At 68.7% G+C, this 25,519-nt stretch carries 25 protein-coding genes; 15 read left to right on the top strand and 10 right to left on the bottom strand.

Translation table 11 applies throughout. The features are described from left to right. Together HWY37_RS33980 and miaA are read left to right on the top strand one after the other, a co-directional pair. Nucleotides 1–925 (top strand): DNA mismatch repair MutL family protein (locus HWY37_RS33980; RefSeq protein ID WP_484456030.1); only part of this gene is annotated, 925 nt, incomplete at its 5' end. A 2-nt stretch (nucleotides 926–927) separates the two neighbouring features. Beyond that, a complete protein-coding gene (gene miaA / locus HWY37_RS33975) occupies nucleotides 928–1,902 on the top strand; it encodes a tRNA (adenosine(37)-N6)-dimethylallyltransferase MiaA (protein ID WP_175210497.1) in 975 nt (324 codons plus the stop codon). Nucleotides 1,903–2,059: 157 nt separating this feature from the next. Here miaA and purM read toward each other — a convergent pair whose 3' ends face one another. Continuing rightward, a complete protein-coding gene (purM, locus tag HWY37_RS33970; protein ID WP_175210495.1) occupies nucleotides 2,060–3,109 on the bottom strand; it encodes a phosphoribosylformylglycinamidine cyclo-ligase in 1,050 nt (349 codons plus the stop codon). 380 nt (nucleotides 3,110–3,489) lie between these two features. Between purM and hda the strand changes: the two genes are divergently transcribed. The 4 genes from hda to HWY37_RS33950 are packed head-to-tail and all read left to right on the top strand — an operon-like array spanning nucleotide 3,490 to nucleotide 6,740. After that, a complete protein-coding gene (gene hda / locus HWY37_RS33965; protein WP_175210493.1) occupies nucleotides 3,490–4,191 on the top strand; it encodes a DnaA regulatory inactivator Hda in 702 nt (233 codons plus the stop codon). Next, on the top strand, nucleotides 4,188–4,886 hold the full coding sequence (locus HWY37_RS33960) for an HAD family hydrolase (protein ID WP_175210491.1): 699 nt from the start codon (nucleotides 4,188–4,190) through the stop codon (nucleotides 4,884–4,886). Before hda ends, HWY37_RS33960 begins: the two co-directional genes overlap by 4 nt. After that, on the top strand, nucleotides 4,887–6,248 hold the full coding sequence (gene pcnB / locus HWY37_RS33955) for a polynucleotide adenylyltransferase PcnB (RefSeq protein WP_175210489.1): 1,362 nt from the start codon (nucleotides 4,887–4,889) through the stop codon (nucleotides 6,246–6,248). Between the two features lie 3 nt (nucleotides 6,249–6,251). Continuing rightward, nucleotides 6,252–6,740 carry a 2-amino-4-hydroxy-6-hydroxymethyldihydropteridine diphosphokinase gene (locus tag HWY37_RS33950; RefSeq protein WP_176090876.1) on the top strand — a complete coding sequence of 163 codons (489 nt, stop codon included), beginning with the start codon at nucleotides 6,252–6,254 and terminating at the stop codon, nucleotides 6,738–6,740. A gap of 7 nt (nucleotides 6,741–6,747) precedes the next feature. Here the strand turns inward: HWY37_RS33950 and HWY37_RS33945 are convergent, their stop codons facing one another. The 4 genes from HWY37_RS33945 to HWY37_RS33930 form a co-directional block, all read right to left on the bottom strand. Further along, nucleotides 6,748–7,644, bottom strand: coding sequence for a sugar kinase (locus HWY37_RS33945; protein WP_176090875.1), 897 nt, complete (start codon nucleotides 7,642–7,644; stop codon nucleotides 6,748–6,750). 64 nt (nucleotides 7,645–7,708) lie between these two features. Continuing rightward, nucleotides 7,709–8,542, bottom strand: a complete 834-nt coding sequence (locus HWY37_RS33940) for an HpcH/HpaI aldolase/citrate lyase family protein (RefSeq protein ID WP_175210483.1) — start codon at nucleotides 8,540–8,542, stop codon at nucleotides 7,709–7,711. After that, nucleotides 8,539–9,732: a CaiB/BaiF CoA transferase family protein gene (locus tag HWY37_RS33935; protein ID WP_175210481.1), complete on the bottom strand. Its 1,194-nt coding sequence runs from the start codon at nucleotides 9,730–9,732 to the stop codon at nucleotides 8,539–8,541. The genes HWY37_RS33940 and HWY37_RS33935 overlap by 4 nt, the downstream gene beginning before the upstream one ends. Further along, entirely contained in the window at nucleotides 9,729–10,559 is an 831-nt protein-coding gene (locus tag HWY37_RS33930) for an HTD2 family dehydratase (RefSeq protein ID WP_175210479.1), read from the bottom strand. Before HWY37_RS33930 ends, HWY37_RS33935 begins: the two co-directional genes overlap by 4 nt. A 151-nt stretch (nucleotides 10,560–10,710) precedes the next feature. Here HWY37_RS33930 and HWY37_RS33925 point away from each other — a divergent pair, with 151 nt between their 5' ends. Beyond that, nucleotides 10,711–11,604 carry a LysR family transcriptional regulator gene (locus HWY37_RS33925; protein WP_176090874.1) on the top strand — a complete coding sequence of 298 codons (894 nt, stop codon included), beginning with the start codon at nucleotides 10,711–10,713 and terminating at the stop codon, nucleotides 11,602–11,604. Nucleotides 11,605–11,620: 16 nt separating this feature from the next. Here HWY37_RS33925 and paaG read toward each other — a convergent pair whose 3' ends face one another. Genes paaG through HWY37_RS33910 form a run of 3 tightly spaced genes read right to left on the bottom strand, consistent with a single transcriptional unit; the run spans nucleotide 11,621 to nucleotide 14,774 of the window. Further along, nucleotides 11,621–12,439 (bottom strand): 2-(1,2-epoxy-1,2-dihydrophenyl)acetyl-CoA isomerase PaaG, encoded by an 819-nt coding sequence (gene paaG / locus HWY37_RS33920; protein WP_176090873.1) that lies wholly within the window; start codon nucleotides 12,437–12,439, stop codon nucleotides 11,621–11,623. Next, on the bottom strand, nucleotides 12,436–13,548 hold the full coding sequence (locus HWY37_RS33915; protein ID WP_176090872.1) for an acyl-CoA dehydrogenase family protein: 1,113 nt from the start codon (nucleotides 13,546–13,548) through the stop codon (nucleotides 12,436–12,438). Before HWY37_RS33915 ends, paaG begins: the two co-directional genes overlap by 4 nt. A gap of 35 nt (nucleotides 13,549–13,583) precedes the next feature. Next, nucleotides 13,584–14,774, bottom strand: a complete 1,191-nt coding sequence (locus tag HWY37_RS33910; protein ID WP_176090871.1) for an acyl-CoA dehydrogenase family protein — start codon at nucleotides 14,772–14,774, stop codon at nucleotides 13,584–13,586. Nucleotides 14,775–14,969: 195 nt separating this feature from the next. Between HWY37_RS33910 and HWY37_RS33905 the strand changes: the two genes are divergently transcribed. The 5 genes from HWY37_RS33905 to HWY37_RS33885 are packed head-to-tail and all read left to right on the top strand — an operon-like array spanning nucleotide 14,970 to nucleotide 20,095. Continuing rightward, nucleotides 14,970–15,374 (top strand): Zn-ribbon domain-containing OB-fold protein, encoded by a 405-nt coding sequence (locus HWY37_RS33905; protein ID WP_176090870.1) that lies wholly within the window; start codon nucleotides 14,970–14,972, stop codon nucleotides 15,372–15,374. Continuing rightward, nucleotides 15,371–16,543, top strand: a complete 1,173-nt coding sequence (locus tag HWY37_RS33900; protein WP_176090869.1) for a thiolase — start codon at nucleotides 15,371–15,373, stop codon at nucleotides 16,541–16,543. The genes HWY37_RS33905 and HWY37_RS33900 overlap by 4 nt, the downstream gene beginning before the upstream one ends. 17 nt (nucleotides 16,544–16,560) lie before the next feature. Continuing rightward, the gene (locus HWY37_RS33895) at nucleotides 16,561–18,081 is read left to right on the top strand and encodes a class I adenylate-forming enzyme family protein (RefSeq protein WP_176090868.1); all 1,521 of its coding nucleotides are present in this window, start codon (nucleotides 16,561–16,563) and stop codon (nucleotides 18,079–18,081) included. Nucleotides 18,082–18,138: 57 nt separating this feature from the next. Further along, nucleotides 18,139–19,113 (top strand): Bug family tripartite tricarboxylate transporter substrate binding protein, encoded by a 975-nt coding sequence (locus HWY37_RS33890; RefSeq protein WP_175210463.1) that lies wholly within the window; start codon nucleotides 18,139–18,141, stop codon nucleotides 19,111–19,113. A gap of 19 nt (nucleotides 19,114–19,132) precedes the next feature. Further along, nucleotides 19,133–20,095 carry an NAD(P)H-dependent flavin oxidoreductase gene (locus HWY37_RS33885; RefSeq protein ID WP_175210461.1) on the top strand — a complete coding sequence of 321 codons (963 nt, stop codon included), beginning with the start codon at nucleotides 19,133–19,135 and terminating at the stop codon, nucleotides 20,093–20,095. Between the two features lie 52 nt (nucleotides 20,096–20,147). Here HWY37_RS33885 and HWY37_RS33880 read toward each other — a convergent pair whose 3' ends face one another. Together HWY37_RS33880 and HWY37_RS33875 are read right to left on the bottom strand one after the other, a co-directional pair. Next, the gene (locus HWY37_RS33880; protein WP_176090867.1) at nucleotides 20,148–21,143 is read right to left on the bottom strand and encodes a tripartite tricarboxylate transporter substrate binding protein; all 996 of its coding nucleotides are present in this window, start codon (nucleotides 21,141–21,143) and stop codon (nucleotides 20,148–20,150) included. Between the two features lie 167 nt (nucleotides 21,144–21,310). Continuing rightward, nucleotides 21,311–22,210: a LysR family transcriptional regulator gene (locus HWY37_RS33875; RefSeq protein WP_175210457.1), complete on the bottom strand. Its 900-nt coding sequence runs from the start codon at nucleotides 22,208–22,210 to the stop codon at nucleotides 21,311–21,313. A 149-nt stretch (nucleotides 22,211–22,359) separates the two neighbouring features. On the opposite strand from HWY37_RS33875, the gene HWY37_RS33870 reads away from it, so the two are divergent. Genes HWY37_RS33870 through HWY37_RS33860 form a run of 3 tightly spaced genes read left to right on the top strand, consistent with a single transcriptional unit; the run spans nucleotide 22,360 to nucleotide 25,389 of the window. Further along, the gene (locus tag HWY37_RS33870; protein WP_175210454.1) at nucleotides 22,360–23,274 is read left to right on the top strand and encodes an SDR family NAD(P)-dependent oxidoreductase; all 915 of its coding nucleotides are present in this window, start codon (nucleotides 22,360–22,362) and stop codon (nucleotides 23,272–23,274) included. Between the two features lie 7 nt (nucleotides 23,275–23,281). Then, the gene (locus HWY37_RS33865) at nucleotides 23,282–24,142 is read left to right on the top strand and encodes a MaoC/PaaZ C-terminal domain-containing protein (RefSeq protein ID WP_176090866.1); all 861 of its coding nucleotides are present in this window, start codon (nucleotides 23,282–23,284) and stop codon (nucleotides 24,140–24,142) included. After that, complete coding sequence (locus HWY37_RS33860; RefSeq protein WP_176090865.1) at nucleotides 24,139–25,389, top strand: CaiB/BaiF CoA transferase family protein; 1,251 nt, start codon at nucleotides 24,139–24,141, stop codon at nucleotides 25,387–25,389. The genes HWY37_RS33865 and HWY37_RS33860 overlap by 4 nt, the downstream gene beginning before the upstream one ends. The last annotated feature ends 130 nt before the right edge of the window (nucleotides 25,390–25,519 follow it).

Genomic DNA, 25,519 nt, shown 5'->3' with positions numbered 1-25,519 from the left:
CCCGTCCGCCGGCGCCGCGCCGCAGGCGGCGCCCGCCGACCCCATCGCCAGCCCCCGGCCGGCGATGGACGCGCCCCGGCCCGCCTACGGCGGCAGCGCCGGCGGTTCGTCCTCCTACGGCGGTAGCGGCGGAAGCTCGTCCTCCTATGGCTTGCGTCCCTCGCCCGCCCCGCAGCGCCCGCACACCCAGGTCCCGTTCCGGCTGCACGCCGAGCCCGCCGGAATTCCCGCAGCGGACTGGCAATCGCTCTACCGTCCGCTGGACGACGACTCGGCGGCCAAGACCGCGCCGCTGCGCGAGCCCGCCCCCGCGCCCACCGCGGCCCTGCCCGCGGACGAAGAGCATCCGCTGGGCATGGCGCTGGCGCAGCTGCATGGCATCTACATCCTGGCGCAGACCCGCCGCGGCATCGTGCTGGTGGACATGCACGCCGCCCACGAACGGGTGGTCTACGAACAGCTCAAGCAGGCGCTGGACGCGCGCAGCCTGCCGCGCCAGGACCTGCTGGTGCCGGTGGTGTTCCACGCCCAGGAAAAGGACGTGGCCCTGGTCGAGGAATACGAAGAACAATTGAACGAGCTGGGCTTCGAGATGCGTCCTTCGGGCCCCACCTCGATCGCCGTGCGCTCCGTGCCGGCCATCCTGGCCCGCGGCGACATCGAAACCCTGGCCCGCGCCGTGCTGCGCGACCTCGGCGCGGTGGGTGTGTCGCGCCTGCTGACCGAACAGCGCAACGAACTGCTGTCCACCATGGCCTGCCACGGCTCCGTGCGCGCCAACCGCAAGCTCACCATCGAAGAGATGAACGGCCTGCTGCGCCAGATGGAAGCCACCGAACGCGCCGACCAGTGCAACCACGGCCGGCCCACCTGGATCCAGTGGTCGGTGTCCGACCTGGACAAGCTCTTCCTGCGCGGGCAATAAGCTTGTCGCCGTCCACCTCCCCCAACGCGGCGCCGCTGGTCATCTGCCTGGCCGGCCCCACCGCGGCCGGCAAGAGCGCCTCGACCCTGGCGCTGGCCGAGCGCTGGCCGCTGGAAATCGTCAACGTCGATTCAGCCACCATCTACCGCGGCATGGACATCGGCACCGCCAAGCCTTCGCCCGAGGAACAGGCGCGCGTGCCGCAGCACCTGCTGGACATCCTGGACCCGGTCCAGTCGTACTCCGCCGCCGAATTCGTCGCCGACGCGCTGCGCCTGATCGACGAGATCCGCGCGCGCGGCCGCATTCCGCTGCTGGCGGGCGGCACCATGATGTATTACAAGGCGCTGCGCGACGGCCTGGACGACTTGCCCCAGGCCGACCCGGCGCTGCGCGCCGAACTGGAAGCGCGCGCCGCCGACCAGGGCTGGCCCGCGCTGCATGCCGAACTGGCGCGGCTCGACCCCGTCACCGCCGCGCGCCTGGCGCCCAACGACAGCCAGCGCATCCAGCGCGCGCTGGAAATCTGCATGCTGTCCGGCCAGCCCATGTCGGCCCTGCTGCTGCGCGACCAGCGCCAGCGGGACGACACGGGCAACCGGTACCTCACGATCAGCCTGGAGCCCTCCGACCGCGCCGCGCTGCATGCCCGCATCGAGCAGCGCTTCGACGCCATGCTGGCGCGCGGCTTCCTGGACGAAGTGCGTACCCTGCGCGCCCGCGGCGACCTGCACACCGGCCTGCCTTCCGTGCGCTGCGTGGGCTACCGGCAGCTGTGGGCGCACCTGGACGGCGAGGTCGATCTGGCCACCGCGCGCGAGCAAGGCATCGCTGCCACGCGCCAGCTGGCCAAGCGCCAGATCACCTGGCTGCGCGCGCAGCCCGAACGCGTCATCGTGGACTGCCTGGCGGCGGACGCGGTGGCGCAGACCATAGACGCCATGGCGCTGGCGATGGCGGGACAGGCCCAGGCCTGATGCCGCGCGGCAAGCGCCCGGCACACCACCAATCCGCGCGCCGCAAGCACCAGGCACAACGCCTGCTGCAAACGCTGCGCACAAACGCCAGGCACAAACGCCAGGCACAAAAAAACCGCCCTACAGGGCGGTTTTTTGATTGCGCGGAACGCCAGGCTCAGACCACGAAAGTCTGCGCCATGCCTTCCTTCTGCTCGACGATTTCGCCCAGCGTGCTGACGGTCTCGCCCTGCTCGCGCAGCGTGGCGGCAATGGCTTCGGCCTGGGCCGGATCCACCACCAGCACCATGCCGATGCCGCAGTTGAAGACGCGGTACATCTCGGTGTCCTCGACCTGGCCCTGTTCCTGCAGCCACTGGAACAGCTTGGGCATTTCCCAGTTGGCGCGGTGCAACTTGGCCGACAGGCCGGGTTGCAGGATGCGCGGCACGTTGTCCAGCAGGCCGCCGCCCGTGATGTGGGCCAGGCCCTTGATGCTGGTGCCGTGCTTGGCCAGCGCGGCCAGCACCTGCTTCACGTAGATGCGCGTCGGCGCCATGACCACGTCGACCATGGGCTGGCCATGGAAATCGTCGTCGGGCTTGGCGTTGGCGCGTTCCAGGATCTTGCGCAGCAGCGAGTAGCCGTTGGAGTGCGCGCCGCTGGAAGCCAGGCCCAGCACCACGTCGCCCGTCTTGATCGACTGGCCGGTGATGATGGCGGACTTTTCGACCGCGCCCACGGCGAAACCGGCCAGATCGTATTCGCCGTCCGGGTACATGCCCGGCATTTCGGCGGTTTCACCGCCGATCAGCGCGCAGCCCGACAGCTCGCAGCCCTTCGCGATGCCGCCCACCACCGCCGCCGCCGTATCCACCGAAAGCTTGCCGCAGCCGAAATAATCCAGGAAGAACAGCGGTTCCGCGCCCTGCACCAGGATGTCGTTGACGCTCATGGCGACCAGGTCGATGCCCACGGTGTCGTGGCGGTTCCAGTCGAACGCCAGGCGCAGCTTGGTGCCCACGCCGTCGGTGCCCGAGACCAGCACGGGCTCCTTGTACGACTTCGGCACTTCGAACAGACCGCCAAAGCCGCCGATACCGGCCAGCACCCCGGCACGCATGGTGCGCGCCGCAAGCGGTTTGATACGGTCGACCAGGGCGTCGCCTGCGTCGATATCGACACCGGCATCGCGGTAGGTCATGGGGGCGGTAGGTTGATTCGTCATGAGAAATGCCGTGGGGTATGTAACAATTGCTGGGATTTTGGTGGAACGCCCTGCATTTTACGATGTTGCGGGGACAAGCAGGGATCGGCGCCGCCAAAGCGGTCCGGACGGGGACTGCGCCGGCACGCGCGGCCAGGACGGGCAAGGGGCGCCGGATCGGCGCAAACCCAAGCCAGCCCAGGCCCATCGACGCGACACCCTGGCCCCAGGTGGTTTAAAGTGTAGGGTTGGCCGGTATTGATTTTGTCGGCTCCCGTGGTGCAAACCCCGGGGTCTCGGTGGTGCAAACCCCGGGGCCTGCGCCGTTTTGACCTGTTGTATTGACCTGTTGCTGTATTGACCCGTACTACCCGCCTCGTTTCGGCACCCTGTAAGCTCCCATGAACCGCCAGCTGCTGCTTGACGTTCTCCCCGCGCCAGCGCCATCGCTGAACAACTATATCGCCGGCCCCAACGGGGAAGCGCTGGCGGCAGTGCGCGCGCTGCTTCCTGGCCGCGCCCTGTACATATGGGGCGCCGCGGGCTGCGGCCGCAGCCACTTGCTGCGCGCGCTGACCGCCCGCCCCGACGCCGTCTATATCGACGCCGAAACGGGCGAAAACATGCTGCGCCGCCTGGCCGAAGCCGATTCCAAGTCGCCCATGCCCAAGTTCGTGGCGGTCGACGACGTGCACCGCATGAACGACAGCCGCCAGGCCGCCCTATTCGCGCTCTACAACCGCTGGCGCGAATCCGCCGCCACCGGCCGCGCCTTCGCGCTGGCCCTGGCGGGCGACCGCGCCCCGCTGTCGATGCCGCTGCGCGAAGACCTGCGCACTCGCCTGGGCTGGGACCTGGTGTTCCGCCTGGACCCGCTGTCCGACGCCGACAAGCTGGCCGCCCTGTCGGCCCAGGCGGCCGACCGCGGCATGCACCTGGCGCCCGAAATCATCAACTGGATGCTCACGCACCATGAGCGCGACATCCGCAAGCTGGCGGCGCTGATCGACGCGCTGGACCGATACTCCCTGGCCACCGGCCGTCCCATCACCCTGCCTCTGCTGCGCGCCATGCTCGCAGACCCTGATTCGCAACGCACATGACCTCCCGACGTCTCGCCCTGTTCGACCTGGATCACACCCTGTTGCCGCTGGATAGCGACTACCAATGGGCCGACTATCTGGCACGCACGGGCCGCGCGGGGGATCCCGTCGAGGCCCGCCGCCGGAACGACGACCTGATGGACCGCTACAACCGCGGTGAACTCACCGCCGAACAGGCCGCCGAGTTCATGCTCGGCCTGCTGGCCGCGCACACGCCCTACGACCTGGCGGCCTGGCATGAAGACTTCATGGAAGAAGTGATCCGCCCGTCCATGACGCCCGCCGCCCGCGACCTGGTGCAATCGCACCTCGAAGCCGGCGACCTGTGCGCCGTGGTCACGGCCACCAACAGCTTCGTCACCGCCCCCATCGCGCGCGCCTTCGGCATTCCGCACCTGGTGGCGACCGACGCCGAATACCTGCGCGGCCGCTACACCGGCCGCATCCTGGGCACCCCCAGCTTCAAGGAAGGCAAAGTGGTGCGCGTCAACGATTGGCTGGCCGGCATGGGAATGGGACTTGCGGATTTCCCGGAATCGTTTTTCTATAGCGATTCGGTCAACGATGTTCCCCTGCTGGAGAAAGTGACCCGTCCGATCGCGGCCAACCCCAGCCCCACCCTGCGCGGCATCGCCCAGGAACGCGGCTGGCAAGTGATCGACTTGTTCGACCACATGGAAGATTCGAAGTCCTAAATGATCACTGAAACCATAAAAAAATTCGTCGGCCGCTTGTTCGCGCCGGCAGCCCGGGGGCCGTTGCGCATCGAGCGCGACAAGCACGGCATCGACCGCCGCAACGTATCGCGCCATGCGATCAAGGTCTGCGAGGTGCTGCGCCAGCACGGCTATGACGCCTACATCGTCGGCGGCGCCGTGCGCGACCTGATCGTGGGCCTGGAGCCCAAGGACTTCGACGTGGCCACCAACGCCACGCCCGAGCAGATCCGCCCGCTGTTCCGCCGCGCCCGCATCATCGGCCGCCGCTTCCAGCTGGTGCATGTGGTGTTTGGCCAGGAAATCATCGAAACCTCCACCTTCCGCGCGCCCGCCTCGGAAGACCAGGAAACCGACGAGCACGGCCGCATCCTGCGCGACAACGTGTTCGGCTCGCACGAAGAAGACGCGGCGCGCCGCGACTTCACCATGAACGCGCTCTACTACGACCCGCACAACGAGGAAGTCATCGACTTCCACAATGGCGTGGCCGACCTGAAGAAACGCCAGGTCCGCATCATCGGCGACCCGGCCAGGCGCTACCGTGAAGACCCGGTGCGCATGCTGCGCGCCGTGCGCTTCGCCGCCAAGCTCAACGGCACCATCGACCCGGCCACCCGCCAGCCCATCAGCACCATGGCCGAGCTGATCGAGAACGTGCCGGCTTCGCGCCTGTTCGACGAAATGCTCAAGCTGCTGACCTGCGGCCACGCCATGGACTGCCTGCGCCAACTGCGCGCGGACGGCCTGCACAAGGGCCTCCTGCCCCTGCTGGACGTGGTGCTGGAACAGCCCGGCGGCGAACACTTCGTGGAACTGGCGCTGGAACGCACCGATGCGCGCGTGCGCTCCGGCAAGACCATCAGCCCCAGCTTCCTGTTCGCCGCGCTGCTGTGGCAGCAGGTGGAAGCGCGCTGGAAGCAGCTGCGCGCCCAGGGCGAGCACACCATCCCCGCGCTGTCGCAGGCCGCCGACTCGGTGCTGGACGAGCAGACCGAAAAGCTCGCCATCCAGCGCCGCTTCTCGTCGGACATGCGCGAGATCTGGTTCATGCAGCCGCGCTTCGAGCGCCGCATGGGCAAGACCATCTACCGCATGATCGAACAGCCGCGCTTCCGCGCCGCCTGCGACTTCCTGCAGCTGCGCGCGGCCGCCGGCGAGTTCGACAGCGTGCTGGCGCAATGGTGGATGGACCTGGCCAACGCGGACGACGTCACCCGCAGCGAAATGATCGAAGAAGTGGCGCGCCAGCCGCGCGATGCCGGCGATGCGCCGTCCGCCCCGCGCAAGCGCCGCCGTCCGCGCCGCTCGCCGTCGCGCGGCACGCCCAGCGCCGAATAAGCCATGCTTGCCGCTCCCGTCAGCGCCTACGTCGGCCTGGGCGCCAACCTGGGCGACGGCGCCGCCACGCTGCGCCGCGTCCTGGTTGAACTGCAGGAAACCGATGGCATCCTCGCGGTAACGGCGTCGCCGTTCTATCGCACCGCCCCCGTGGAAGCCTCCGGCCCGGATTTCACCAATGCGGTGGCCGCGCTGGACACGCGCCTGGCGCCGCTGGCCCTGCTGGACGCGCTGCAGGCGCTGGAAAACCGGCATGGCCGCCAGCGCCCCTACAAGAACGCGCCGCGCACCCTGGACCTGGATCTGCTGCTGTATGGCGACACCGCGCTGGCCCATGAACGGCTGGTCCTGCCGCATCCCCGCATGCATCTGCGCGCCTTCGTGCTGATGCCCCTGCGCGACCTGGCTCCCGGGCTGGCGCTGCAAGGCAAGCCCATCGACGACTGGATCGGCGCGATCCGCGACCAGCCGATAGAACGCCTCGCGGACTGAGCGCCCGCTACGCCTTCGGCGCGAAGGCCATCATCGCGCGCTCCACGTCCTCGACCTGCGGCAGGCCCGCTTCATTGCCCAGGTGCTGGATCTTGTGGGCCGAAGCCGCCCGCGCGAACGTGAAGTGCTCCGCCCAGGGCAGGTCCGGCCGGTTCAGGTAGGACCAGACGTAAGCGCCGTGGAACACGTCGCCGGCGCCCGAGGTATCGACGATGCTGGCTGCCGGCACCTCCAGCGCGGGCAGCACGTCCACCGTCCCCGCCTCGTCGTACCAGAGCATGCCGCGTTCGCCCATGGTCACGGCGCCTATGCGGCAGCCGCGAGCCTTCAGCAGGTCCAGCAGGCCCTGCGGCGTCAATCCCAGCTGCTCGCACATGCGCTCGGCGCAGACCGCCACGTCAATGTGGCGCAGCAATTCGTCGGTGTTCTCGCGCACGCCTCCGCCGTCCAGCGAAGTCAGCACGCCCGCCTGCCGGCAGGCCCGCGCGTAATGCAGGGCGGCGTCCGGCTGATGACCATCCAGGTGCAGGGCGCGGTAGCCGCCGATGTCCAGCCGGGGAAAATCGTTCAGGTACTCCACGTCGCGCGCGCGCAGGATGGCGCGCTTGCCATGGTTGGGCATGATGAAGGACAGCGACGAGCGCGCCACCTTGCGCGCATGCAGCGAAACGCCGTGCGCAGCCGCCATGTCCGTGTACATATGGCCAAGCCAGTCCGAGGCCAGCGAGCAGATCAGCTCGGGCGGCGTACCCAGCCGCGCGCAGGCGAACGCGGCGGTGACCGCATTGCCGCCGAAGGACACGGCGTAATCGCGAGCCACGCTCTTCTCGTCGCCGGTGGGCCATTCGTCGGCCAGCACGGTGACGTCGATATAGGTGTGTCCGATGAAGAGCGCTTCGCCCATAGACCTGCCTGAAAGAAGAAATCCGATGACAGCGCCCGGATGACGGGCGCCAGATGGCGTCCGTCTAGGCGCCGGCGGATTCGCCCGCCTGCGCCAGCACCAGCCGCGCGCGCGCGATGACCGGCGCATCGACCATCTTGCCGTCCAGCATGAAGGTGCCGGCGGAGGTGTCGCGGTGCGTGGCGATGACGCGGCGCGCCCAGGCCAGTTCCTGCGGCGCGGGCACGAAGGCCGCGTGGATCACCGGAACCTGCGTGGGATGGATGCACAGCATGCCGCCGAAACCCATCTGCTGCGCGCGGCCGGCGGCCTGCGCCAGCCCGGCCTGCTCCTGGACGCCGGGAAACACGCCGTCCAGCGCGGGCGCCAGGCCGGCGGCGCGGCTATGCAGCAGCACCTGCACGCGGGCCTGGTCCAGCACCGTTTCCGCGCCCGGCGTGTCGGGCGTCAGCCCCATGTCCAGGCCGTAATCCAGGCTGCCGAAGGCCAGGCGTTCCACGCCGGGCGTGGCGGCCACTTCGGCGATGTTGAGGATGCCCTGGGCGGTCTCCAGCAGAGGGATCACGCGCAGGCCCGCCTGGACCACATGGCGCACCTGCGCCAGACTTTCGGCCTTGGGCAGCAGCACGCCGGCGACGCCGGGCTTGCCGCGGCAGGCCTTGAGATCGTCGTCATGCCAGGAAGTGGAGGCATCGTTGATCCGCACCCACAGCCGGACGCCGGGATTCGTCCCCAGGAAGTCGCACAGCGCTTCCCGGGCCGACGCCTTGGCCAGATGCTCGACCGCGTCTTCCAGATCGACGATGACCGCGTCTGCGCCCGCGGCCAGCGCCTTGGGAATGCGCTCGGGGCGCGACGCCGGCACGAACAGCGCGCTACGGACCACGGGATGCGTCACACGACCTCCGATGCATGGAATTGCGCCACCTGATCGGGCGCGTATCCCAACGATGCTAGCACCGCATCCGTGTTTTGGCCCACTGCGGGCACCGCCGCCATGCGCGGCGCGAAGGCGTTGCTGCTGGCCGGAGGCAGCAGCGCGGGCAACTCCCCTGCCGGACTGTCCACCTGGCTCCAGCGGCCACGGGCCTGCAACTGCGGATGCGCCCAGACGCCGGCCATGTCGTTGACCCGGGCGTTGGCGATCTGGGCGTCCTCCAGCCGTTGCGTCACCTGATCGATGGACAGGTCGGCGAACGCGGCCACGATCAACGCGCGCAGATCGTCGCGGTTGGCGGTGCGCAGCGAATTGGAGATGAAGCGCGGATCCTCCGCCAGTTCCGCCTGGCGCAGCACCTGGGCGCAGAACACGCGCCATTCGCGCTCGTTCTGCAGGCCCAGCATGATGGTGGCGCCGTCGCCCACGGGGAACGGGCCGTAGGGGTAGATGGAGGCGTGTGCCGCGCCCGCGCGCACCGGCGGCGTGCCGCCCTCGAACGCGTAGTACATGGGAAAGCCCATCCACTCGACCATGCTTTCCAGCATGGAAACGTCCAGGCGGCTGCCCAGGCCCGTTTTCTGGCGCAGCAGCAAGGCGTTCAGGATGGCGGAATAGGCGTACATGCCGGCGGCGATATCGGCGATGGAACAGCCGGCCTTGACCGGATCGTCCTTGGTGCCGGTCACCGACAGAAAGCCGCTCTCGCTCTGTATCAGCAGATCGTAGGCCTTCTTGTCCTGGTAGGGGCCGCCCTCGCCATAGCCCGAAATGTCGCAGACGATCAGGCGCGGGTACTTCTGGTGCAGGGCCTCGAACGACAGGCCCAGGCGTGCGGCAGCGCCGGGGGCCAGGTTCTGCACCAGCACGTCGGCCGTTTCCAGCAGCCGCTCCATGATGCCACCCGCCTCCTCGCGCTTGAGGTCCAGGGTCAGGCTTTCCTTGGAACGGTTGGTCCAGACGAAATGCGAGGACAGGCCGCGCACGCGCTCGTCGTAGCCGCGGGCGAAGTCGCCGCCGCCGGGACGTTCGATCTTGATGACGCGCGCGCCCATGTCCGCCAGCTGGCGGGTGCAGAAGGGCGCGGCGATGGCGTGTTCCAGGCTGACGACGGTGATGCCGTCCAGGGGACGGGGTGCAGCTGTGCTCATTCGGTAAACCTCAGTTCTGCTTGGTGGGCCAGCGTGCCGTCCTGCTCGGCCCAGAGCTGGGCCACGCCCGGCTCGGTCAAGCGGCCGGCCACCTGGAAAGGCGTGGGCGAAATCAGCGGGCGCAGGCCGCGATACGACAGATGGGTCAGGCGCGCCGCGGGATGGGCGCGGGTAAAGGCGGCGACCATCTCGGTGGCGATGAGAGGACCATGCACCACCAGGCCCGGATAGCCCTCGACGCCGGTCACGTAGGGATGGTCGTAATGGATGCGGTGGCCGTTGAAGGTCACGGCCGAATAGCGGAACAGCAGCACCGGCGACGGCTCGACGGTATCGCGCCACTGCGCCTGCGGCGCGGGCTCGCTGCCGCTGAGCTTGGGCGGGGACGGCTGGCGGTAGACAATGTCCTGCTCTTCGTGGATAGCCACTTCGCCTTCCTGGCGGTATTCGTGGCGCACCGTCACAAACAGCAGCGCGCCGGTGCGGCCGGCCTTCTCCTTGACGTCGATCACGGTGGACTCGCGCTCCGCGGGCACGCCAACCTTCAGCGGCCGGCGGAACTCCACGCGGCCGCCGGCCCACATGCGGTTGCGGTCCTGCGCCGGCGGCAGGAAGCCGCCGCGCGCCGGATGGCCATCCGTCCCCAGCCCGTCCATGTCCACCGTGGAGATGAAGAAGGCCCATTGCCACAGCGGCGGCAAGGCATCGCCCGCGGCTGGCGCCGGGCCGCCCAGGGTGGCCGCGATGCGCGCGGCATGGCCGGGATCCATGGCGTCCGCCTTGCGCTCGCCGCTGCCGATCCACGCGGCCGGATCTGTAGATGTCATGCCCATATCCTCTGGTGGGGTTTTTACAGCCTGAAGCATGCCCGCAAGCCGTCCCCCTTGTGAATTCGTTTTTGCTCAAGGCGGGGTTTGCGGCGCCTGAATCGGCCGCCCACTCCCCCTGCCCGCCGCCTCGCGCCGTAATATATGGCCCATGCACTTCGACCTCGCCGACCTACGCCTGTTCATCCACATCGCCGAATCCCCCAGCCTGACCCAGGCCGCCAAACGCGCGCACCTGTCCCTGGCGGCGGTGAGCGTGCGCATCAAGGCGCTGGAGAACCAGCTCAATACGCGCCTGCTGTACCGCGACAGCCGCGGCGTGGAAATCACGCCCGCGGGCCAGAAGCTGCTGCAGCACGCCCGGGTCATCATGCGCCAGGTGGACCACCTGAAACATGACTTCCAGGAGCAGGCCGACGGCGACGCCGGCCATATCCGCATCTTCGCCAACACCACCGCGGTCACGGAGTTCATGCCGGACATCCTGGCGCAATTCCTGTCCGGCCACCCCGGCGTCACCGTGGACCTGCAGGAACGCCTGACCCGCGACATCGTGCGCGGCGTGCTGGACGGCACCACCGACCTGGGCATCGTGGCCGGCCCGGTGGACGCGCCCGAACTGCAGACCATCCACTTCAGCACCGACAGGCTGGTGCTGGTGGTCCCCAACGGCCATCCGCTGCAAGACCAGGAAAAGATCAAGCTGGCGGAAGCGGTACGCTATCCCTTCATCACCATGCATGAAGGCTCCACCCTGGTCGCCTTCCTGCGCGACCAGCTGGAACAGGTGGGACAGCGCCTGCCCCAGCGCATCCAGCTCTACAGCTTCGACTCGATCTGCCGGATGGTGCAGGCGGGCGTGGGCGTAGGCGTCATCCCCGACTCCGCGGCGCGGCGCTACGGTTCCGACATGAAGCTGCGCGTGGTCGAGCTGGACGAACCCTGGGTGGTGCGCGAACGCAAGCTGCTGGTGCGCGATGTCGACGCCCTGCCGGGCTGCGCGCGCGAACTCATCGAACAGATCCAGGCGACACGGACGCCCTGACGGCCGTCCGCAATTCCTACTTGCCCGTGAAGGCCGGCGCGCGCTTCTGCGCGAACGCCCGCATTCCTTCCAGGTAGTCGTCGGTGTAGCCCAGCTCACGCTGCAGGCGGCATTCCAGGTCGAACTGCTGCGCCAGCGTATTGCCACTGGAAGCGTGCAGAGCAGCCTTGGTCGCGGCATAGGCGCGGGTCGGGCCGGCCGCCAGCGTTTCGGTGACTTCCACCAGCGTGTCCGCCAGCGCGGCATCCGGGACCACGCGCCAGATCAGCCCCCACGCTTCCGCCTGCCTGGCGCTGACGGCCTCGCCGAACAGCGCCGCCCCCATCGCGCGGGCGGATCCCACCAGCCGCGGCAGGAACCAGGTGCCGCCGGCATCGGGCAGCAGGCCGATCTTGCTGAAAGCCTGGATGAAGCGCGCGGACTCCACCGCGAACACCACGTCACAGGCCAGCACCAGGCTGGCGCCCGCGCCGGCCGCGACGCCGTTCATCACACACACCACCGGCACCGGCAAGGCGCGCAGCCGCGTGATCAGGGGCCGGTAGCACTTTTCCAGGATCAGGCTCAGGTCGCGCCGCGAGCCGTCTTCCGAGGGCTTGCGCTCGCCCAGGTCCTGGCCCGCGCAGAAACCGCGTCCCGCCCCCGTGATGATCAGGCCGCGCAAGCCGCCGTCGGCCTCCATCACGTCCAGCGCGCGCGCCAGTTCGGCGTGCATGACTTCCGTGAAGCTGTTGAGCCGGTCGGGCCGGTTCAGCGTGATGACGCCCACGCCGCGCTCCAGCGTGAAGCGGATCTGGGTGTAGTCGCCGCCCGTCTGCGTCGCCGCCGCGTTCATGCCAGCTCCTCCAGCACCGCCAGCTGTTCGGCGGTATCGCCCAGCAGCTGGTCGATGACCGTGAGCCGCTTGAAGTAGTCGCCCACGTCCAGTTCGTCGGTCATGCCCATGCCGCCATGCAGCTGCACCGCCATCTGCGCCACCAGGCGCCCGGCGCGGGCGGCTTCCAGCTTGGCCGACGCGATCATGCGGCGGCGTTGCGCGGCATCGGTTTCGGTCAGCGCCGCCACCGCCACGTAGGCCATGGACAAGGCCAGCTCCTTGGCCACCAGCATCTCCGCCAGGCGATGCTGCAAGGGCTGGAACGAGGCCAGCGGCTGGCCGAACTGCTTGCGCGCCTTCAGGTAGTCAACCGTGATTTCAAGCAGCCGCTCCATCGCTCCCGCCGCATGCGCACACAGCGCGGCCGTGCCCCATTGCAGGGCCTGCGCCAGGGCCTCATCCGCCAGGGCCCCTTGCGCCAGCAAGGCCTCGGGCGGCAGGCTGACCGCGTCCAGCTCCAGCCGGGCGCAACGCGCGCCGTCCAGCGTGGGCGTGTCGATGATCCGCGCGCCCGCCGTATCGGCCGGCACCGCCAGCAGCAGGGTCTGGCCTTCCGCGCCGCGCGCGCTGACCAGCCACGCCGTGGCCGCCGCGCCGTGCCACACCAGATGCTTGACGCCGTCCAGCCGCCAGCCTTCGGCGGTCCTGGCGGCGCGGCAATCCCGCGGATCGGCGTCGTAACGGCGGCCGGGCTCCTGGTAGGCCACGCTGACGATGGCCTCGCCCGAGGCGATGGCCGGCAGCCACAGGCCGCGCGCCTCGCCGCCGCAGGCGTCGATCAGCGCCGCGCCCATGACCGCGCTGGGGATGACCGGCTCGGACACCAGGCCTCGGCCCAGCTCCACATGCACCGGCAGCAGGCTGGCGGGCACTTCGCCAAAGCCGCCGAAATCCTGCGCAATGTTCAGCCCCAGCACGCCCAGTTCGGCCAGCGCCGCCCAGGCGTCGGCGTCCAGCCTGCCCGCGGCCTGGCGCGCGCGCCGGCGCGGATGCGTCCATGCCTGGTCCAGCAGGCGGCGCAGGCTGTCGGCCAGCATGCGCTGTTCTTCGGTATAGATGAAATCCATGCGTCGTCTTCCTGTCGGATTGCGCGTGGCCGGGCCTAAAGGCCCAGCACCAGGCGGGCGATGATGCCCTTTTGCACTTCGGTGGTGCCGCCGTAGATCGAGGTCTTGCGCATGTCGGCGTAGCCCGCGCCGGCCGCTGCCGCCAGCTCCGGTCCGGGTCCGTGGCAGTCGTTGCCGGCCTGCAGCCAATCGGGGTCATACGGCCAGGCGTCCGGCCCCGCCACCTCCATCTGCAGCATGGCCAGGTCCTGCTGGATCTCGGAGCCGCGTATCTTCAGCACCGAGGCCTCCGGACCAGGCGTGCCGTCGTTGCTGGAAGCCACGCGCAGCAGCAGCATTTCCAGCGCCATGATGTCCACCTCGATGCGCGAGATGCGGTCGCGGTACCGGCTGTCCGCCAACAAGGGCTTGCCGCGGGCGCTCGCTTGCGCGGCCATGCTCTTCAATACGCCCAGTTCCCGGTGGCAATGCCCCAGACCGGCGATGCCGGTGCGCTCATGGCCCAGCAGGTACTTGGCGTAGGTCCAGCCCTGGTTCTCCACGCCCACCAGATTGGCCACCGGCACGCGCACGTTCTCCAGCCAGACCTCGTTCACATCGTGCCCGCCATCGAGCGTGCGGATGGGACGCACGGTCACGCCCGGCGAACGCATGTCCAGCAGCAGCATCGAAATGCCGCGCTGCGCGCGCGCCTCGGGGTCGGTGCGCACCAGGCAGAACATCCAGTCGGCGTATTGCGCCAGCGTGGTCCAGGTCTTCTGGCCATTGACGACGTACTCGCCGCCGTCGCACACCGCGCGCGTCGACAGCGACGCCAGGTCGGAGCCGGAGCCCGGTTCGGAATAGCCCTGGCACCACCAGTCCTCCACGCGGATGATGCGGGGCAGGAGCCGCGCCTGCTGCTCGGCGCTGCCGTACTTCATCAGCACCGGGCCGATCATGGACAGGCCGAACGGCAACAGCCGCGGCGCGCCAGCCTTGAAGCATTCGACCTCGAAAATCAGGCGCTGCAGCGCGTTCCAGCCGGTGCCGCCGTGTTCGACGGGCCAGTTGGGCGCGCCCCAGCCCTGGTCGGCCAGGATGTTGTGCCAGCGCACATAGTCATCGCGTTCCAGGCGCTGGTGCCGCAGCACCTTGTCGCGGATGTCCTGCGGCAGCTTGTCCGTGGCGAAGGCGCGGACTTCTTCGCGGAATTGGCGCTCTTGCGGCGTCCAGGTCAGGTTCATGGTCGGGCTCCTTTTCCGGTATCTAGCCACGGCCCGGCCCGCCGGACAATCTGCCTCTTCCGAAGACGGGCTTCGCGCTGGACATAGGGCGCCCCACTACGGACGGGCGGAAGACCTGCTTCGGCAATGAAGAATGGCCGAACCCGGCGCCAGTGCCGACACTTGCAAGCGTCAACCACTGGAACCCCACGCATCATGACTGTTCCCGACATCCAGGAAACCGCGCCGCAAGGCGTCGAGGCGCAATACCGCCAGGCGCTGGACCAAGGCCGTTTCCTCATCCAGCGTTGCGCCGCCTGCGAACGCGCCATCTTTTACCCTCGCATGATCTGCCCGCATTGCGGCGCCAGCGAGCTGGCCTGGAACGCGCCCGACGGCCGCGGCGAGGTCTATTCCACCACCGTGGTGCGGCGCAAGCCCGAGGCCGGCGGCGACTACAACGTGGCCCTGATCGACCTGCGGGAAGGCGTCAGGCTGATGAGCCGCGTGGAAGGCGTGGCGCCGGACGCCGTGCATATCGGCATGGCGGTGCGCGCGCAGGTCGCGCAGCAGGACGGCCGCGGCCTGCTGGTCTTCATCCCCAACAAGGAGGCGCCATGACGCTGAACGATCTGCGCGGCGCCGTGGCGATTGCCGGCGTGGGCCATGCGGGCCTGGGCCAGGCCACGGGCCATACCGAAATGGAAATCCTGGTGCAGGCCGCGCAGCGCGCGGTGGCGGACGCCGGCCTCAGCATGCGCGACATCGACGGCATCTGCACCGCCAGCGTGGCCGCGCCGATGTGGGCCATGCCGGTGATAGAACATCTGGGCATACGCCCGGCCTTCATCGACAGCACCATGCTGGGCGGCTCCAGCTTCGTCGCGCATCTGCTGCCCGCGCTGCATGCGCTGGCCTCCGGACAGTGCAACGCGGTGCTGGTCTGCTACGGCAGCACGCAGCGCACGTCCACGCTCAGCCGCGCCGAGATCGGCCGGGTCCGCAGGCAGTTCGATCCGCAGCCCTACGAAACGCCGTACGAGCCGCTGAGCCCCCTGTCGTCCTATGCGCTGGCGGCCGCGCGCCACATGCACCAGTACGGCACGCGGCGCGAACACCTGGCGCAGGTGGCGCTGGCCGCCAACCAGTGGGCCCAGCTGAATCCGGAGGCTCAGCTGCGCGAACCCGCAACGCTGGAACAGATACTTTCGTCGCGCATGGTGTCCGATCCCCTGAGCGTGCGCGACTGCTGCCTGGTCACCGACGGCGCGGGCGCCTACGTGCTGGTGCGCGCCGAACGCGCCCGCGACCTGCCGCGTCCGCCGGTCTATGTGCTGGGCAACGCCACGGCGGTCTGGAACCGCCAGATCTCGTCCATGGAAGACCTGACCGTGACCGCCGCCGCCGAATCCGGCAAGCGCGCGTTCGACATGGCCGGCGTGACGCCGAAGGACATCGACGTGGTGGAGCTGTACGACGCCTTCACCATCAATACCCTGCTGTTCCTGGAAGACCTGGGCTTTTGCGCCAAGGGTGAAAGCAAGGACTTCATCGCCAACGGCGCCATCGCCCCGGGCGGCAGGCTGCCGGTCAACACCAACGGCGGCGGACTGTGCTGCGTGCATCCCGGCATGTACGGCGTCTTCATCATGATCGAAGCCGTGCGGCAACTGCGTGGGGAATGCGGCGCGCGCCAGGTCGTGGACGCCAGCCTGGCCCTGGTGCACGGCAACGGCGGCACGCTGTCCAGCCAGTCCACCGCCATCCTCGGCACCCAGGCCATGCTTTGAACGACGCGACCGCAACCATGTCCCAGGCAGAACCGCTTACCCGCATCCATCAACTGCTGGCCTTGCAAGCCAGCCAACGGCCCGACGCCACCTTCCTGTACGAGGAAGGCGGCGGCACCTCGACCTACGCGCAATTCTGGCGGCGCGTGCAGCGCGCCGCCGCCTGGCTCGACAGCCAGGGCGTGCGGCCCGGCCACCGCGTCCTGATCGCCGGCGAGAACTGCGCGGCGATGATCGTGGCGCTGTACGCCTGCAGCATGGCGGGCGCCTGGCCGGTGGGCGTGAACGCGCGTCTGTCGGCGCGCGAGGTCGACGCCATCCGCGACCACGCGCAGCCCCAGCTGCTGCTCTACACCAGCGGCATCTCCGTGGCCGCCGCCGCCCACGCCGAGCGCGCCGGCGCGGCGGATGCCGATCCAGAGGCCTGGGGGCCGGGTGTGCAGGCTGCAAGCGCCAGCACGCCCACGCAACCGGAAACGGACGCATCCGCCGCCGAGGTGGCCACCGTGATCTACACGTCCGGCACCACGGGCGCGCCCAAGGGCGTGCTGGTGCCGCACCGCGGCCTGCTGCATTTCGCGCGCGTGTCCGCGGCGTCGCGCCGCCTGACTCCGCAGGACATCAGCTATGCGGCGCTGCCCATGTCGCACATCTTCGGCATCGCCACGGTGCTGATGGCCACCGTGCACGCCGGCGCCAGCCTGGTGCTGCGCAGCCGCTTCGACGCCGCGGACGCCTTCAAGGCCCTGGCGCACCCCGGCGTCAGCATCCTGCAAGGGGTGCCGACCATGTTCAGCCGCATGATGGCCGTGGCGCTGCCGCGCGCGGAACTGCGCGCGCCGGCCCTGCGCTATCTGTACACCGGCGGAGCCGCGCTGGATCCCACGCTCAAGCGCGACGCCGAACGCTATTTCGGCGTGTCCATGCACCACGGCTACGGCATCACCGAATATGCCGGCTCGATGTTCGTCACCCGCATCGACGCGCCGCGCGAGGACTGCTCGGCCGGCTACGCGGTGGAAGGCGTGGAGATGCGCATCGGCAACCCGGACAACGGCCAACCCGCGCCCGGCGAGCGCGGCGACATCCTGATCCGCGGCCCCGGCGTCATGCTGGGCTACTACCGCAATCCCGAGCAGACCGCGCAGGCGCTGCTGCCCGGCGGCTGGCTCAACACGGGTGACATCGGCTACGTCGACGAGCATGGCGCGCTGTTCATCGCGGGACGCTCGAAGGACCTGATCATCCGCTCCGGCTTCAACGTCTACCCGCTGGAAGTCGAATCGGTCATCAACGCCTTTCCCGGCGTGCGCCTGTCCGCCGTAGTGGGCCGCGCCACCGCCGACCAGAACGAGGAAGTCATCGCCTTCGTGGAGCCGCTGCCCGGCGCCACGGTCGACACCAACCTGCTGATGCTGCACCTGCGCGCGCAGCTGACGCCGTACAAGCGGCCCGCCCGCATCATCCCCATCGACACCATTCCCACCACCGTCAGCGGCAAGATCCTCAAGCAGCCGCTGAAAGAAAGGCTGGCGTAGCCGCGGCCCTGCTGTTCCGCTGCGCGACCCGCCGTTTATCCACAAGGAGACAACAGCGTGAACATCAAGACTCTGCTCGCCGCGGCCGCCGCCGCGGCGGCGCTCGCCACGGCGTCCAGCGCCCGTGCTGACGCCTACCCCGAACGTCCGATCCGGCTGCTGGTGGGCTATGCCCCCGGCGGCCCCGTGGACACCACCGCCCGCGTCTTCGCCAAGTACCTGGGCGACAAGCTGGGCCAGTCCGTGGTGGTGGAAAACCGCGCCGGCGCCAGCGGCATGATCGCCTCGGACGCCACCGCCAAGGCGCCGCCGGACGGCTACATGCTGGGCTTCGCCGCCAGCCCCACCCTCACCATGTCGCCGCTGGTCCAGCGCAGCACGCTGTTCGATCCGCGCAAGGACTTCTCGCTGATAGGGCTGGTGGTCGACTATGCCAATGTGCTGCTGATCGGGCCGCAGATCCCCGCGAAGAACGTCAGCGAACTGGTCAACTACGCGCGCGCCCATCCGGACGCCGTGTCCTTCGGTTCCGCCGGCATCGGCGCCTCCAACCACCTGTCGGCCGAGCTGCTGAAAAAGCAGGCGGACGCGCCCATGCTGCACGTGCCCTACCGCGGCAACTCGCCGGCCATGGTGGACGTGATCAGCGGCAAGATCACCTTCATGTTCGACATCACCAGCACCGCCATCCCCTTCGTCAAGAGCGGCAAGGCGCGCGCCCTGGCCGTCACGTCCAAGACCCGCAACCCGGAATTGCCGGACGTGCCCACCATGATCGAGGCCGGCATGAAGGACTATGAGGTGGTGGGCTGGTACGCGCTGGTGGGCCCGAAAAAGCTACCCGACGCGGTGGCCGCCCGCCTGACCCGCGCGCTGAAGGAAGTCTCCAGCGATCCGGCCTTCCGCCAGGCCATGACCGACGGCGGCTACACCATCAACACAGGCGACTCCAAGGCCCTGCAATCGCGCATCGACCGCGAATACGCCTTGTGGTCCGACGTCATCCAAAGCGCCAACATCCAGGCCAATTGAGACCTCCCGGAGCATCCAGATGAATCCCCCGCTCGCGCTGCACACCCAGACCCGCCTGCCCGTCATAGGCGCCCCCATGTTCCTGGTCTCCGGACCGGCGCTGGTGGTGGCGCAATGCGCGGCGGGGATCATCGGCACCTTTCCCTCGCTCAACGCGCGTCCGCAGGAACAGCTGCATGAGTGGATCAGCAGCATCGAGGCGGGCCTGGACGCCAGACGCCGGGCCGCGCCAGACGCCAAGGTGGCGCCCTACGGCGTCAACCTCATCGTCCATCCCAGCAATCCGCGCTGGCAAGGCGACCTGGCCATCTGCGCCGAACGGCGCGTACCGTTCATCATCACTTCGCTGCACGCGCCGGAGGCCGTGGTGCAAGCCGCGCACCGCTACGGCGGCGTGGTGTTCCACGACGTCACCAACGTGCGGCACGCCAAGCGCGCGCTGGACGCCGGGGTCGACGGCCTGATCCTGGTAGCGGCCGGCGCCGGCGGCCATGCGGGGCAGATCAATCCGATCGCGCTGGTCAACGAAATACGCGCCTTCTACGACGGCCCCTTGGCGCTGTCCGGCTGCATCAGCCACGGCAAGGACATCCTGGCGGCGCAGGTGCTGGGCTGCGATTTCGCCTACATGGGCACGCGCTTCATCGCCACGCAGGAATCGCTGGCCGGCGAAAGCTATCGCGAAATGGTGCTGCAGGCGCAAGCCGCCGACGTCACCTACACGCCATACTTCTCAGGCGTGCCGGCGAACTACCTGTCCGCCAGCATCCAGGCGGCCGGACTGGATCCGCTGGAACTGGCCAGGCACGGCGTGGCGCCGCCGCCCAACATGGACAAGAGTTCGCGGCCCAAGGCCTGGAAGGACGTGTGGAGCGCCGGCCAGGGCGTGGGCGCGGCGCAGGAAGTGCTGCCCACGGCCACGCTGGTGGAACAGCTGGAAGCCGAGTACCGGACGGCGCGTGCGGCCTTGATGGCGGCTTGATGGCGGCGTGGGCAGAGTCCTGTCCATGCGGGCCGGGAGTCCCGCCCCGGCCTCAGTCCAGCTTGATATTGGCCGTCTTGATGACGTCGCGCCATTTCGCGATTTCGTCGCGCACGAACTCGCCGAACTGCTCGGGCGTACCGGGCTTGGGTTCGGCGCCCGCCGCGATCATGCCCTGGGCCGTGGCCGGGTCCGACAGCACCTTCACCAGGTCCGCGTTCACGCGCGCGAGGATGGCCGGCGGCGTGCCCTTGGGCGCCATCACGCCGCTCCAGGAATAGGCCTCGTAGCCCGGCAGGCCGGACTCGGCAATGGTCGGCACGTCCGGCAACATGCTGGAACGCGCGGGATTGCCCACACCCAGCGCCCGCACCTTGCCGCCCTTCAGATGCGGCACGGCCGAAGGGCCGTCCGCGAACATCAGCTGCACCTGTCCGCCCAGCAGGTCCTGCATGGCCGGCGCGCTGCCTCGATAGGGCACGTGCTGGATGCGCACGCCGGCCATGGCGTTGAACAGCTCGCCGGCCAGATGCGTGCCGCCGCCCGTGCCCGAGGAGCTGAACGACAGCTTGCCGGGATTCGCCTTGGCATAGGCGATCAGTTCGCTCACCGAATTCACGGGCAACGACGCGTTCACCACCAGCACGATGGGAAACACCGCCGCCATGCCTACCGGCACGAAGTCCCGCGTGATGTCGTAGCTGAGGTTGCCGCGCAGGCTGGGCAGCACCGCGTGGTGAATGGAGGCGAAGAAATAGTTGTAGCCGTCGGGCTCGGCCTTGGCCGCGAACTGCGCGCCCACGATGCCGCCCGCGCCCGACTTGTTGTCCACCACCGTGGGCACCGACCACAGCTGGCCCAGCGGCTGCGTGGTGAAGCGCGCAGTCGTATCCACCGGCCCGCCGGCGGGGAACGGCACGATGAAGTTCACGGCATGCGCCGGCCAGGCGGCGGCGCGGGCAAGAGAGGGGAACAACACGGGCAGCGCGGCGGCGGCGCACGCGGCGCCCAGCCCCGCGACAGCGCGGCGGCGTAGCAGATCGGTCACGGCAGTCTCCTGGTTCTCGGTTTTATCGGCGGCCAGGCTGGATGACTGCTGCCCAGCGCCCTTATTTATTATTTTCCGAACTCGCGGAACCGCCGCTACATATTTGCAAAAGCCCCTCTTCGGGGCTCGCTACTGGGTTCGCTAAAGAGCTTGCTATGGGGCTTGTGCTACAGGCCGCGCGCCGCGCGCTGCACGTGTTCGATGAAGCATTCCGCGAAACTGGGCAGATCGCGTCCGCGCTGGCGGCACAGCAGGCGGTCGCGCAGCGCCCAGGGGTCTTCCAGCTTGAGCACGTGCAGCGAATCCGGACGGCTGTAGCGTGCGGCGCAAGCGCGCGGCACCACCGCGATGCCCGCCCCGGCCTCGACCATGCGGCATACGGCTTCGAAACTGCCCACGTGCACGCGCTGGCAGATGCGCTTGCCCAGGCCGCTGGCGATGTCTTCCAGAAAGGTCTGGATGGCGCTGTCGGGATGGATGCCGACAAACTGATAGGCATCCAGCAGATCGGCAAAGTGCGCGGACTCGGATGCGGCCAGGGGATGGTCGAGCGAGGTCACCACGGTGAGCTCGTCGCGGAACAGCGGCGTGACGTCCAGGCCCGACACGTCGATATTGCCCGCCACCAGCCCCAGATCGCCCGCGCCTGCGCGTATCGCGATCACGATATCGCCGGATATTTTTTCTTCGAGCTCCACGTCCACGTCCGGGTTTTCCGCAAGAAACGTGGACAGCGCGTCGGCCAGGAAAGAGTTGGTCGCGGTGGTGTTGGCCAGCAGGCGCAAGCGGCCCTTCAGGCCGCTGGCATAGGGCTGCAGGTCCGCGTTCAGGCATTCCAGCTGGCGGAAGACGGCGTTCGCATGCTTGAGCAGCACCTCGCCCGCGGGCGTCAGCGCCACGCCCGTGGCCATGCGCACCAGCAGGCGGGCCTTGAAGGCCTCTTCCATGTTCTTCACCCGCGCGCTCGCTGCCGGCAAGGACAGGAAGGTGCGTTCAGCGGCCCGGGTCAGATTGAGTGTTTCCCCCACGTTCAAGAACAAACGCAGGTCGGTCAAGTCGTGTCTCATGTTCCACCACGCAGAAGGGGGGCATTTCTAATTTTGAATTCTTCGCATGCCTTATCGAATCTACCATGGTGCATCCCCTCGAACCAGAGCGTTTGATGCGGAACTGTTTTCCACCAGGCGCGCGCGCCGCAGCACAGGAGTCCGCAACGATGAGCGGCATGGTTTCCGGAAAAGTGGTGATCGTTACGGGCGCGGGCGGCGGCATCGGCCGCAGCATCGCACTGGCCATGGCGCAGGCCGGCGCCAAGGTGGTCGTGAATGACATCGGCGTGTCGCTCACCGGCGAAGGCGGCGCGGAAGGCCCCGCGCAAGCCGTCGTCAAGGAGATCGTCGCGGCCGGCGGCCAGGCAGTGGCCAACACCGATAGCGTGGCCGCCTACGACAGCGCCAGCCGCTGCGTGCAGACGGCCATCGACGCCTACGGCCGCATCGACGCCGTGGTCAACAACGCCGGCAATCTGCGCGACCGGGTTTTCCACAAGATGAGCGAAGAGGAATGGAGCCAGGTGCTGGGCGTGCACCTGAACGGCTCCTTCTTCATGAGCCGCGCGGCGGCGCCCTACTTCCGCGAACAGGAGTCCGGCGCGTTCGTGCACATGACCTCCACGTCCGGACTGATCGGAAATTTTGGCCAGGCCAACTATGCCGCGGCCAAGCTGGGCATCGTGGCCCTGTCGAAGTCCATCGCGCTGGACATGGCGCGCTACAACGTGCGCTCCAACTGCATCGCGCCGTTCGCCTGGAGCCGCATGACCAGCTCCATTCCCGCGGAAACGGACGAGGAAAAGGCCCGCGTCGAAAAGCTGAAGAAGATGGAAGCGGGCAAGGTCGCGCCCATGGCCGTCTACCTTGCCAGCGACGCCGCCAGCGCGGTCACGGCGCAGATCTTCGCGGTGCGCGCCAACGAGATCATGCTGATGAGCCAGCCGCGGCCGCTGCGCACCGTACACCACGGCGAAGGCTGGACGCCCGAGCGCATCGCCGACATCGCGGTGCCCGCCATGCGCAAGCACTTCTACGCGCTGGAGCGCTCGCCCGACGTGATCGACTGGGACCCCATCTGAGGCCGCCATGCCCCTGGACTACGCAACCGTGAAGAACTGGCGCTTCGACGACGTGCGCCAGCGCTACGACGAAAAAGACACCATGCTGTACGCGCTGGGCATAGGCCTGGGACAGGATCCCGAAGATGCCGGCCAGCTGCGCTACGTGTATGAAAAGGACCTGCAGGCCTTCCCCACCATGAGCGTGGTACTGGGCTACCCCGGCTTCTGGGTGCGCGACGCGCGCGCCGGCATAGACTGGGTGCGCGTGGTCCACGGCGAACAGCGCCTGACCATGCACGCGCCCTTGCCGGCATCCGGCGTCGTCATCGGCAAAAGCCGCAATACGCACGTCATCGACAAGGGCGCGGACAAGGGCGCCATCGTCATCACCGAACGCGCCCTGCACGACGGGACCGGCGCCCGCCTCGCCACCTTGCAGCAAAGCACCTTCTGCCGCGGCGACGGCGGCTTCGGCCAGGGCGACAGCGGCCCCGAGCCCCTGCCCGCCGCGCCCGCAGGCGAACCGGACCTGCGCTGCGAACTCCGCATTCCGCCCGATGCCGCGCTGCTGTACCGCCTGAACGCGGACCGCAATCCGCTGCATGCCGACCCCGAGGTGGCGCGCCAGGCCGGCTACCCCAGGCCCATCCTGCACGGCCTATGCTCCTACGGCGTCGTGGCGCACGCCATCGTCAAAAGCTGCTGCGACTACAACGCCTCGCGCCTGGCCAGCCTGAACACGCGCTTCTCCGCCCCGGTCTATCCCGGCGAAACCTTGCAATGCGACATCTGGCGCATGCCCGGCGGCCAACTCCGCTTCCAGGCCCGCGCGCAGGAACGCAACGTGGTGGTGCTGAGCCACGGCACCGCGGAGCTGCGGCCATGACGCGCCCGCCCGCACTCAACGGCATCCGCGTGCTGGACCTGTCGCGCATCCTGGCCGGCCCCTGGTGCACCCAGAACCTCGCCGACCTGGGCGCCGACGTCATCAAGATCGAACGCCCCGGCGTCGGCGACGACACGCGCGCCTGGGGCCCGCCGTTCCTCAAGGACGGCGACGGCCGCGACACCGAGGAATCCGCCTACTACCTCAGCGCCAACCGCAACAAGCGCTCGGTCGAAGCCGACATGGCCACGGCGGCAGGCGCCGCCCTGATCCGCGAACTGGCGGCCGTCAGCGACATCCTGATCGAAAACTTCAAGGTGGGCGGCCTGGCCAAATACGGCCTGGACTACGACAGCCTCAAGCAGATCAATCCGCGCCTGATCTACTGCTCGATCACCGGCTTCGGCCAGGACGGCCCCTACGCGCAGCGGCCCGGCTACGACTTCATGATCCAGGGCATGGGCGGCCTGATGAGCATCACCGGCGAACGCGACGACCTGCCCGGCGGCGGCCCCCAGAAGGCCGGCGTAGCCGTGACCGACATCGTCACCGGCATGTACGCCACCGTGGCCATCCTGGCGGCCCTGCAGGAACGCCACAACAGCGGCCTGGGCCAGCACCTGGACATCGCCCTGCTCGACAGCCACGTCGCCATGCTGGCCAACCAGAACTCCAACTACTTCAACTCCGGCGTGGCGCCGCAACGCGCCGGCAACGCGCACCAGAACGTAGTGCCCTACCAGGTATTCGCCGCCAGCGACGGCCACCTGATCGTCGCCACCGGCAACGAATCGCAGTACCGCGCCTATTGCCGCGCCATCGGCGCCCCCGAACTGGGCGACGACCCGCGCTTCGCCACCAACCGCATGCGCCTCGCCAACCGCGAACTGCTGGTCGGCCTGCTGACGGAGATCATGCGCCAGGGCAAGCGCGACGACTGGATCGCCAAGCTGGAAGCCGTGGGCGTGCCCTGCGGCCCCATCAACGACATCGCGCAAGCCCAGGCGCATCCGCAGTCACAGGCGCGCCAGCTGCGCCGCGACCTGCCGCATCCGGCGGGCGGGGTCGCGGCGGTGACGGCCAGTCCGTTAAGGCTGTCCGACTCGCCAGTCACGTACCGCCGTGCACCGCCGCTGCTTGGGGAGCATACGGAGGAAGTGTTGCGGGAGGTGTTGGGGAAGACGCCGGAAGAGATCGCCGTGTTTCGCGAGGGATTGAAGACGCGAACTGACAAGGCAACAAGCTGACATGGCGACGCCCACAGCGCAGACTCCAGTCACGAAAGACATGATGACGAGCCCCCACGCGCAACTCACCGCATGCGCGCAAGCGACCACCACAGCAATCAAATAAATCACGTATGTCATTATCGGCCGC

The sequence above is a fragment of the Achromobacter anxifer genome, assembly GCF_903652925.1.
In the GTDB taxonomy this organism is placed as follows: Bacteria; Pseudomonadota; Gammaproteobacteria; order Burkholderiales; family Burkholderiaceae_B; genus Achromobacter; species Achromobacter anxifer.
Note: the sequence above shows the minus strand (reverse complement) of the source record. Positions and strands in the feature narration are given on the sequence as shown.

What these genes read in the sequence shown, in the direction of transcription:
- HWY37_RS33865 (WP_176090866.1), top strand. Translation starts at nt 23,282, where the DNA reads ATGCCCCTGGACTACGCAACCGTGAAGAACTGGCGCTTCGACGACGTG.
- HWY37_RS33860 (WP_176090865.1), top strand. Translation starts at nt 24,139, where the DNA reads ATGACGCGCCCGCCCGCACTCAACGGCATCCGCGTGCTGGACCTGTCG.
- HWY37_RS33875 (WP_175210457.1), bottom strand. Translation starts at nt 22,210, where the DNA reads ATGAGACACGACTTGACCGACCTGCGTTTGTTCTTGAACGTGGGGGAA.
- pcnB (WP_175210489.1), top strand. Translation starts at nt 4,887, where the DNA reads ATGATCACTGAAACCATAAAAAAATTCGTCGGCCGCTTGTTCGCGCCG.
- HWY37_RS33915 (WP_176090872.1), bottom strand. Translation starts at nt 13,548, where the DNA reads ATGGATTTCATCTATACCGAAGAACAGCGCATGCTGGCCGACAGCCTG.
- purM (WP_175210495.1), bottom strand. Translation starts at nt 3,109, where the DNA reads ATGACGAATCAACCTACCGCCCCCATGACCTACCGCGATGCCGGTGTC.
- HWY37_RS33885 (WP_175210461.1), top strand. Translation starts at nt 19,133, where the DNA reads ATGAATCCCCCGCTCGCGCTGCACACCCAGACCCGCCTGCCCGTCATA.
- paaG (WP_176090873.1), bottom strand. Translation starts at nt 12,439, where the DNA reads ATGAACGCGGCGGCGACGCAGACGGGCGGCGACTACACCCAGATCCGC.
- HWY37_RS33895 (WP_176090868.1), top strand. Translation starts at nt 16,561, where the DNA reads ATGTCCCAGGCAGAACCGCTTACCCGCATCCATCAACTGCTGGCCTTG.
- HWY37_RS33925 (WP_176090874.1), top strand. Translation starts at nt 10,711, where the DNA reads ATGCACTTCGACCTCGCCGACCTACGCCTGTTCATCCACATCGCCGAA.
- HWY37_RS33905 (WP_176090870.1), top strand. Translation starts at nt 14,970, where the DNA reads ATGACTGTTCCCGACATCCAGGAAACCGCGCCGCAAGGCGTCGAGGCG.
- HWY37_RS33945 (WP_176090875.1), bottom strand. Translation starts at nt 7,644, where the DNA reads ATGGGCGAAGCGCTCTTCATCGGACACACCTATATCGACGTCACCGTG.
- HWY37_RS33960 (WP_175210491.1), top strand. Translation starts at nt 4,188, where the DNA reads ATGACCTCCCGACGTCTCGCCCTGTTCGACCTGGATCACACCCTGTTG.
- HWY37_RS33900 (WP_176090869.1), top strand. Translation starts at nt 15,371, where the DNA reads ATGACGCTGAACGATCTGCGCGGCGCCGTGGCGATTGCCGGCGTGGGC.
- hda (WP_175210493.1), top strand. Translation starts at nt 3,490, where the DNA reads ATGAACCGCCAGCTGCTGCTTGACGTTCTCCCCGCGCCAGCGCCATCG.
- HWY37_RS33930 (WP_175210479.1), bottom strand. Translation starts at nt 10,559, where the DNA reads ATGACATCTACAGATCCGGCCGCGTGGATCGGCAGCGGCGAGCGCAAG.
- HWY37_RS33950 (WP_176090876.1), top strand. Translation starts at nt 6,252, where the DNA reads ATGCTTGCCGCTCCCGTCAGCGCCTACGTCGGCCTGGGCGCCAACCTG.
- HWY37_RS33935 (WP_175210481.1), bottom strand. Translation starts at nt 9,732, where the DNA reads ATGAGCACAGCTGCACCCCGTCCCCTGGACGGCATCACCGTCGTCAGC.
- HWY37_RS33870 (WP_175210454.1), top strand. Translation starts at nt 22,360, where the DNA reads ATGAGCGGCATGGTTTCCGGAAAAGTGGTGATCGTTACGGGCGCGGGC.
- HWY37_RS33910 (WP_176090871.1), bottom strand. Translation starts at nt 14,774, where the DNA reads ATGAACCTGACCTGGACGCCGCAAGAGCGCCAATTCCGCGAAGAAGTC.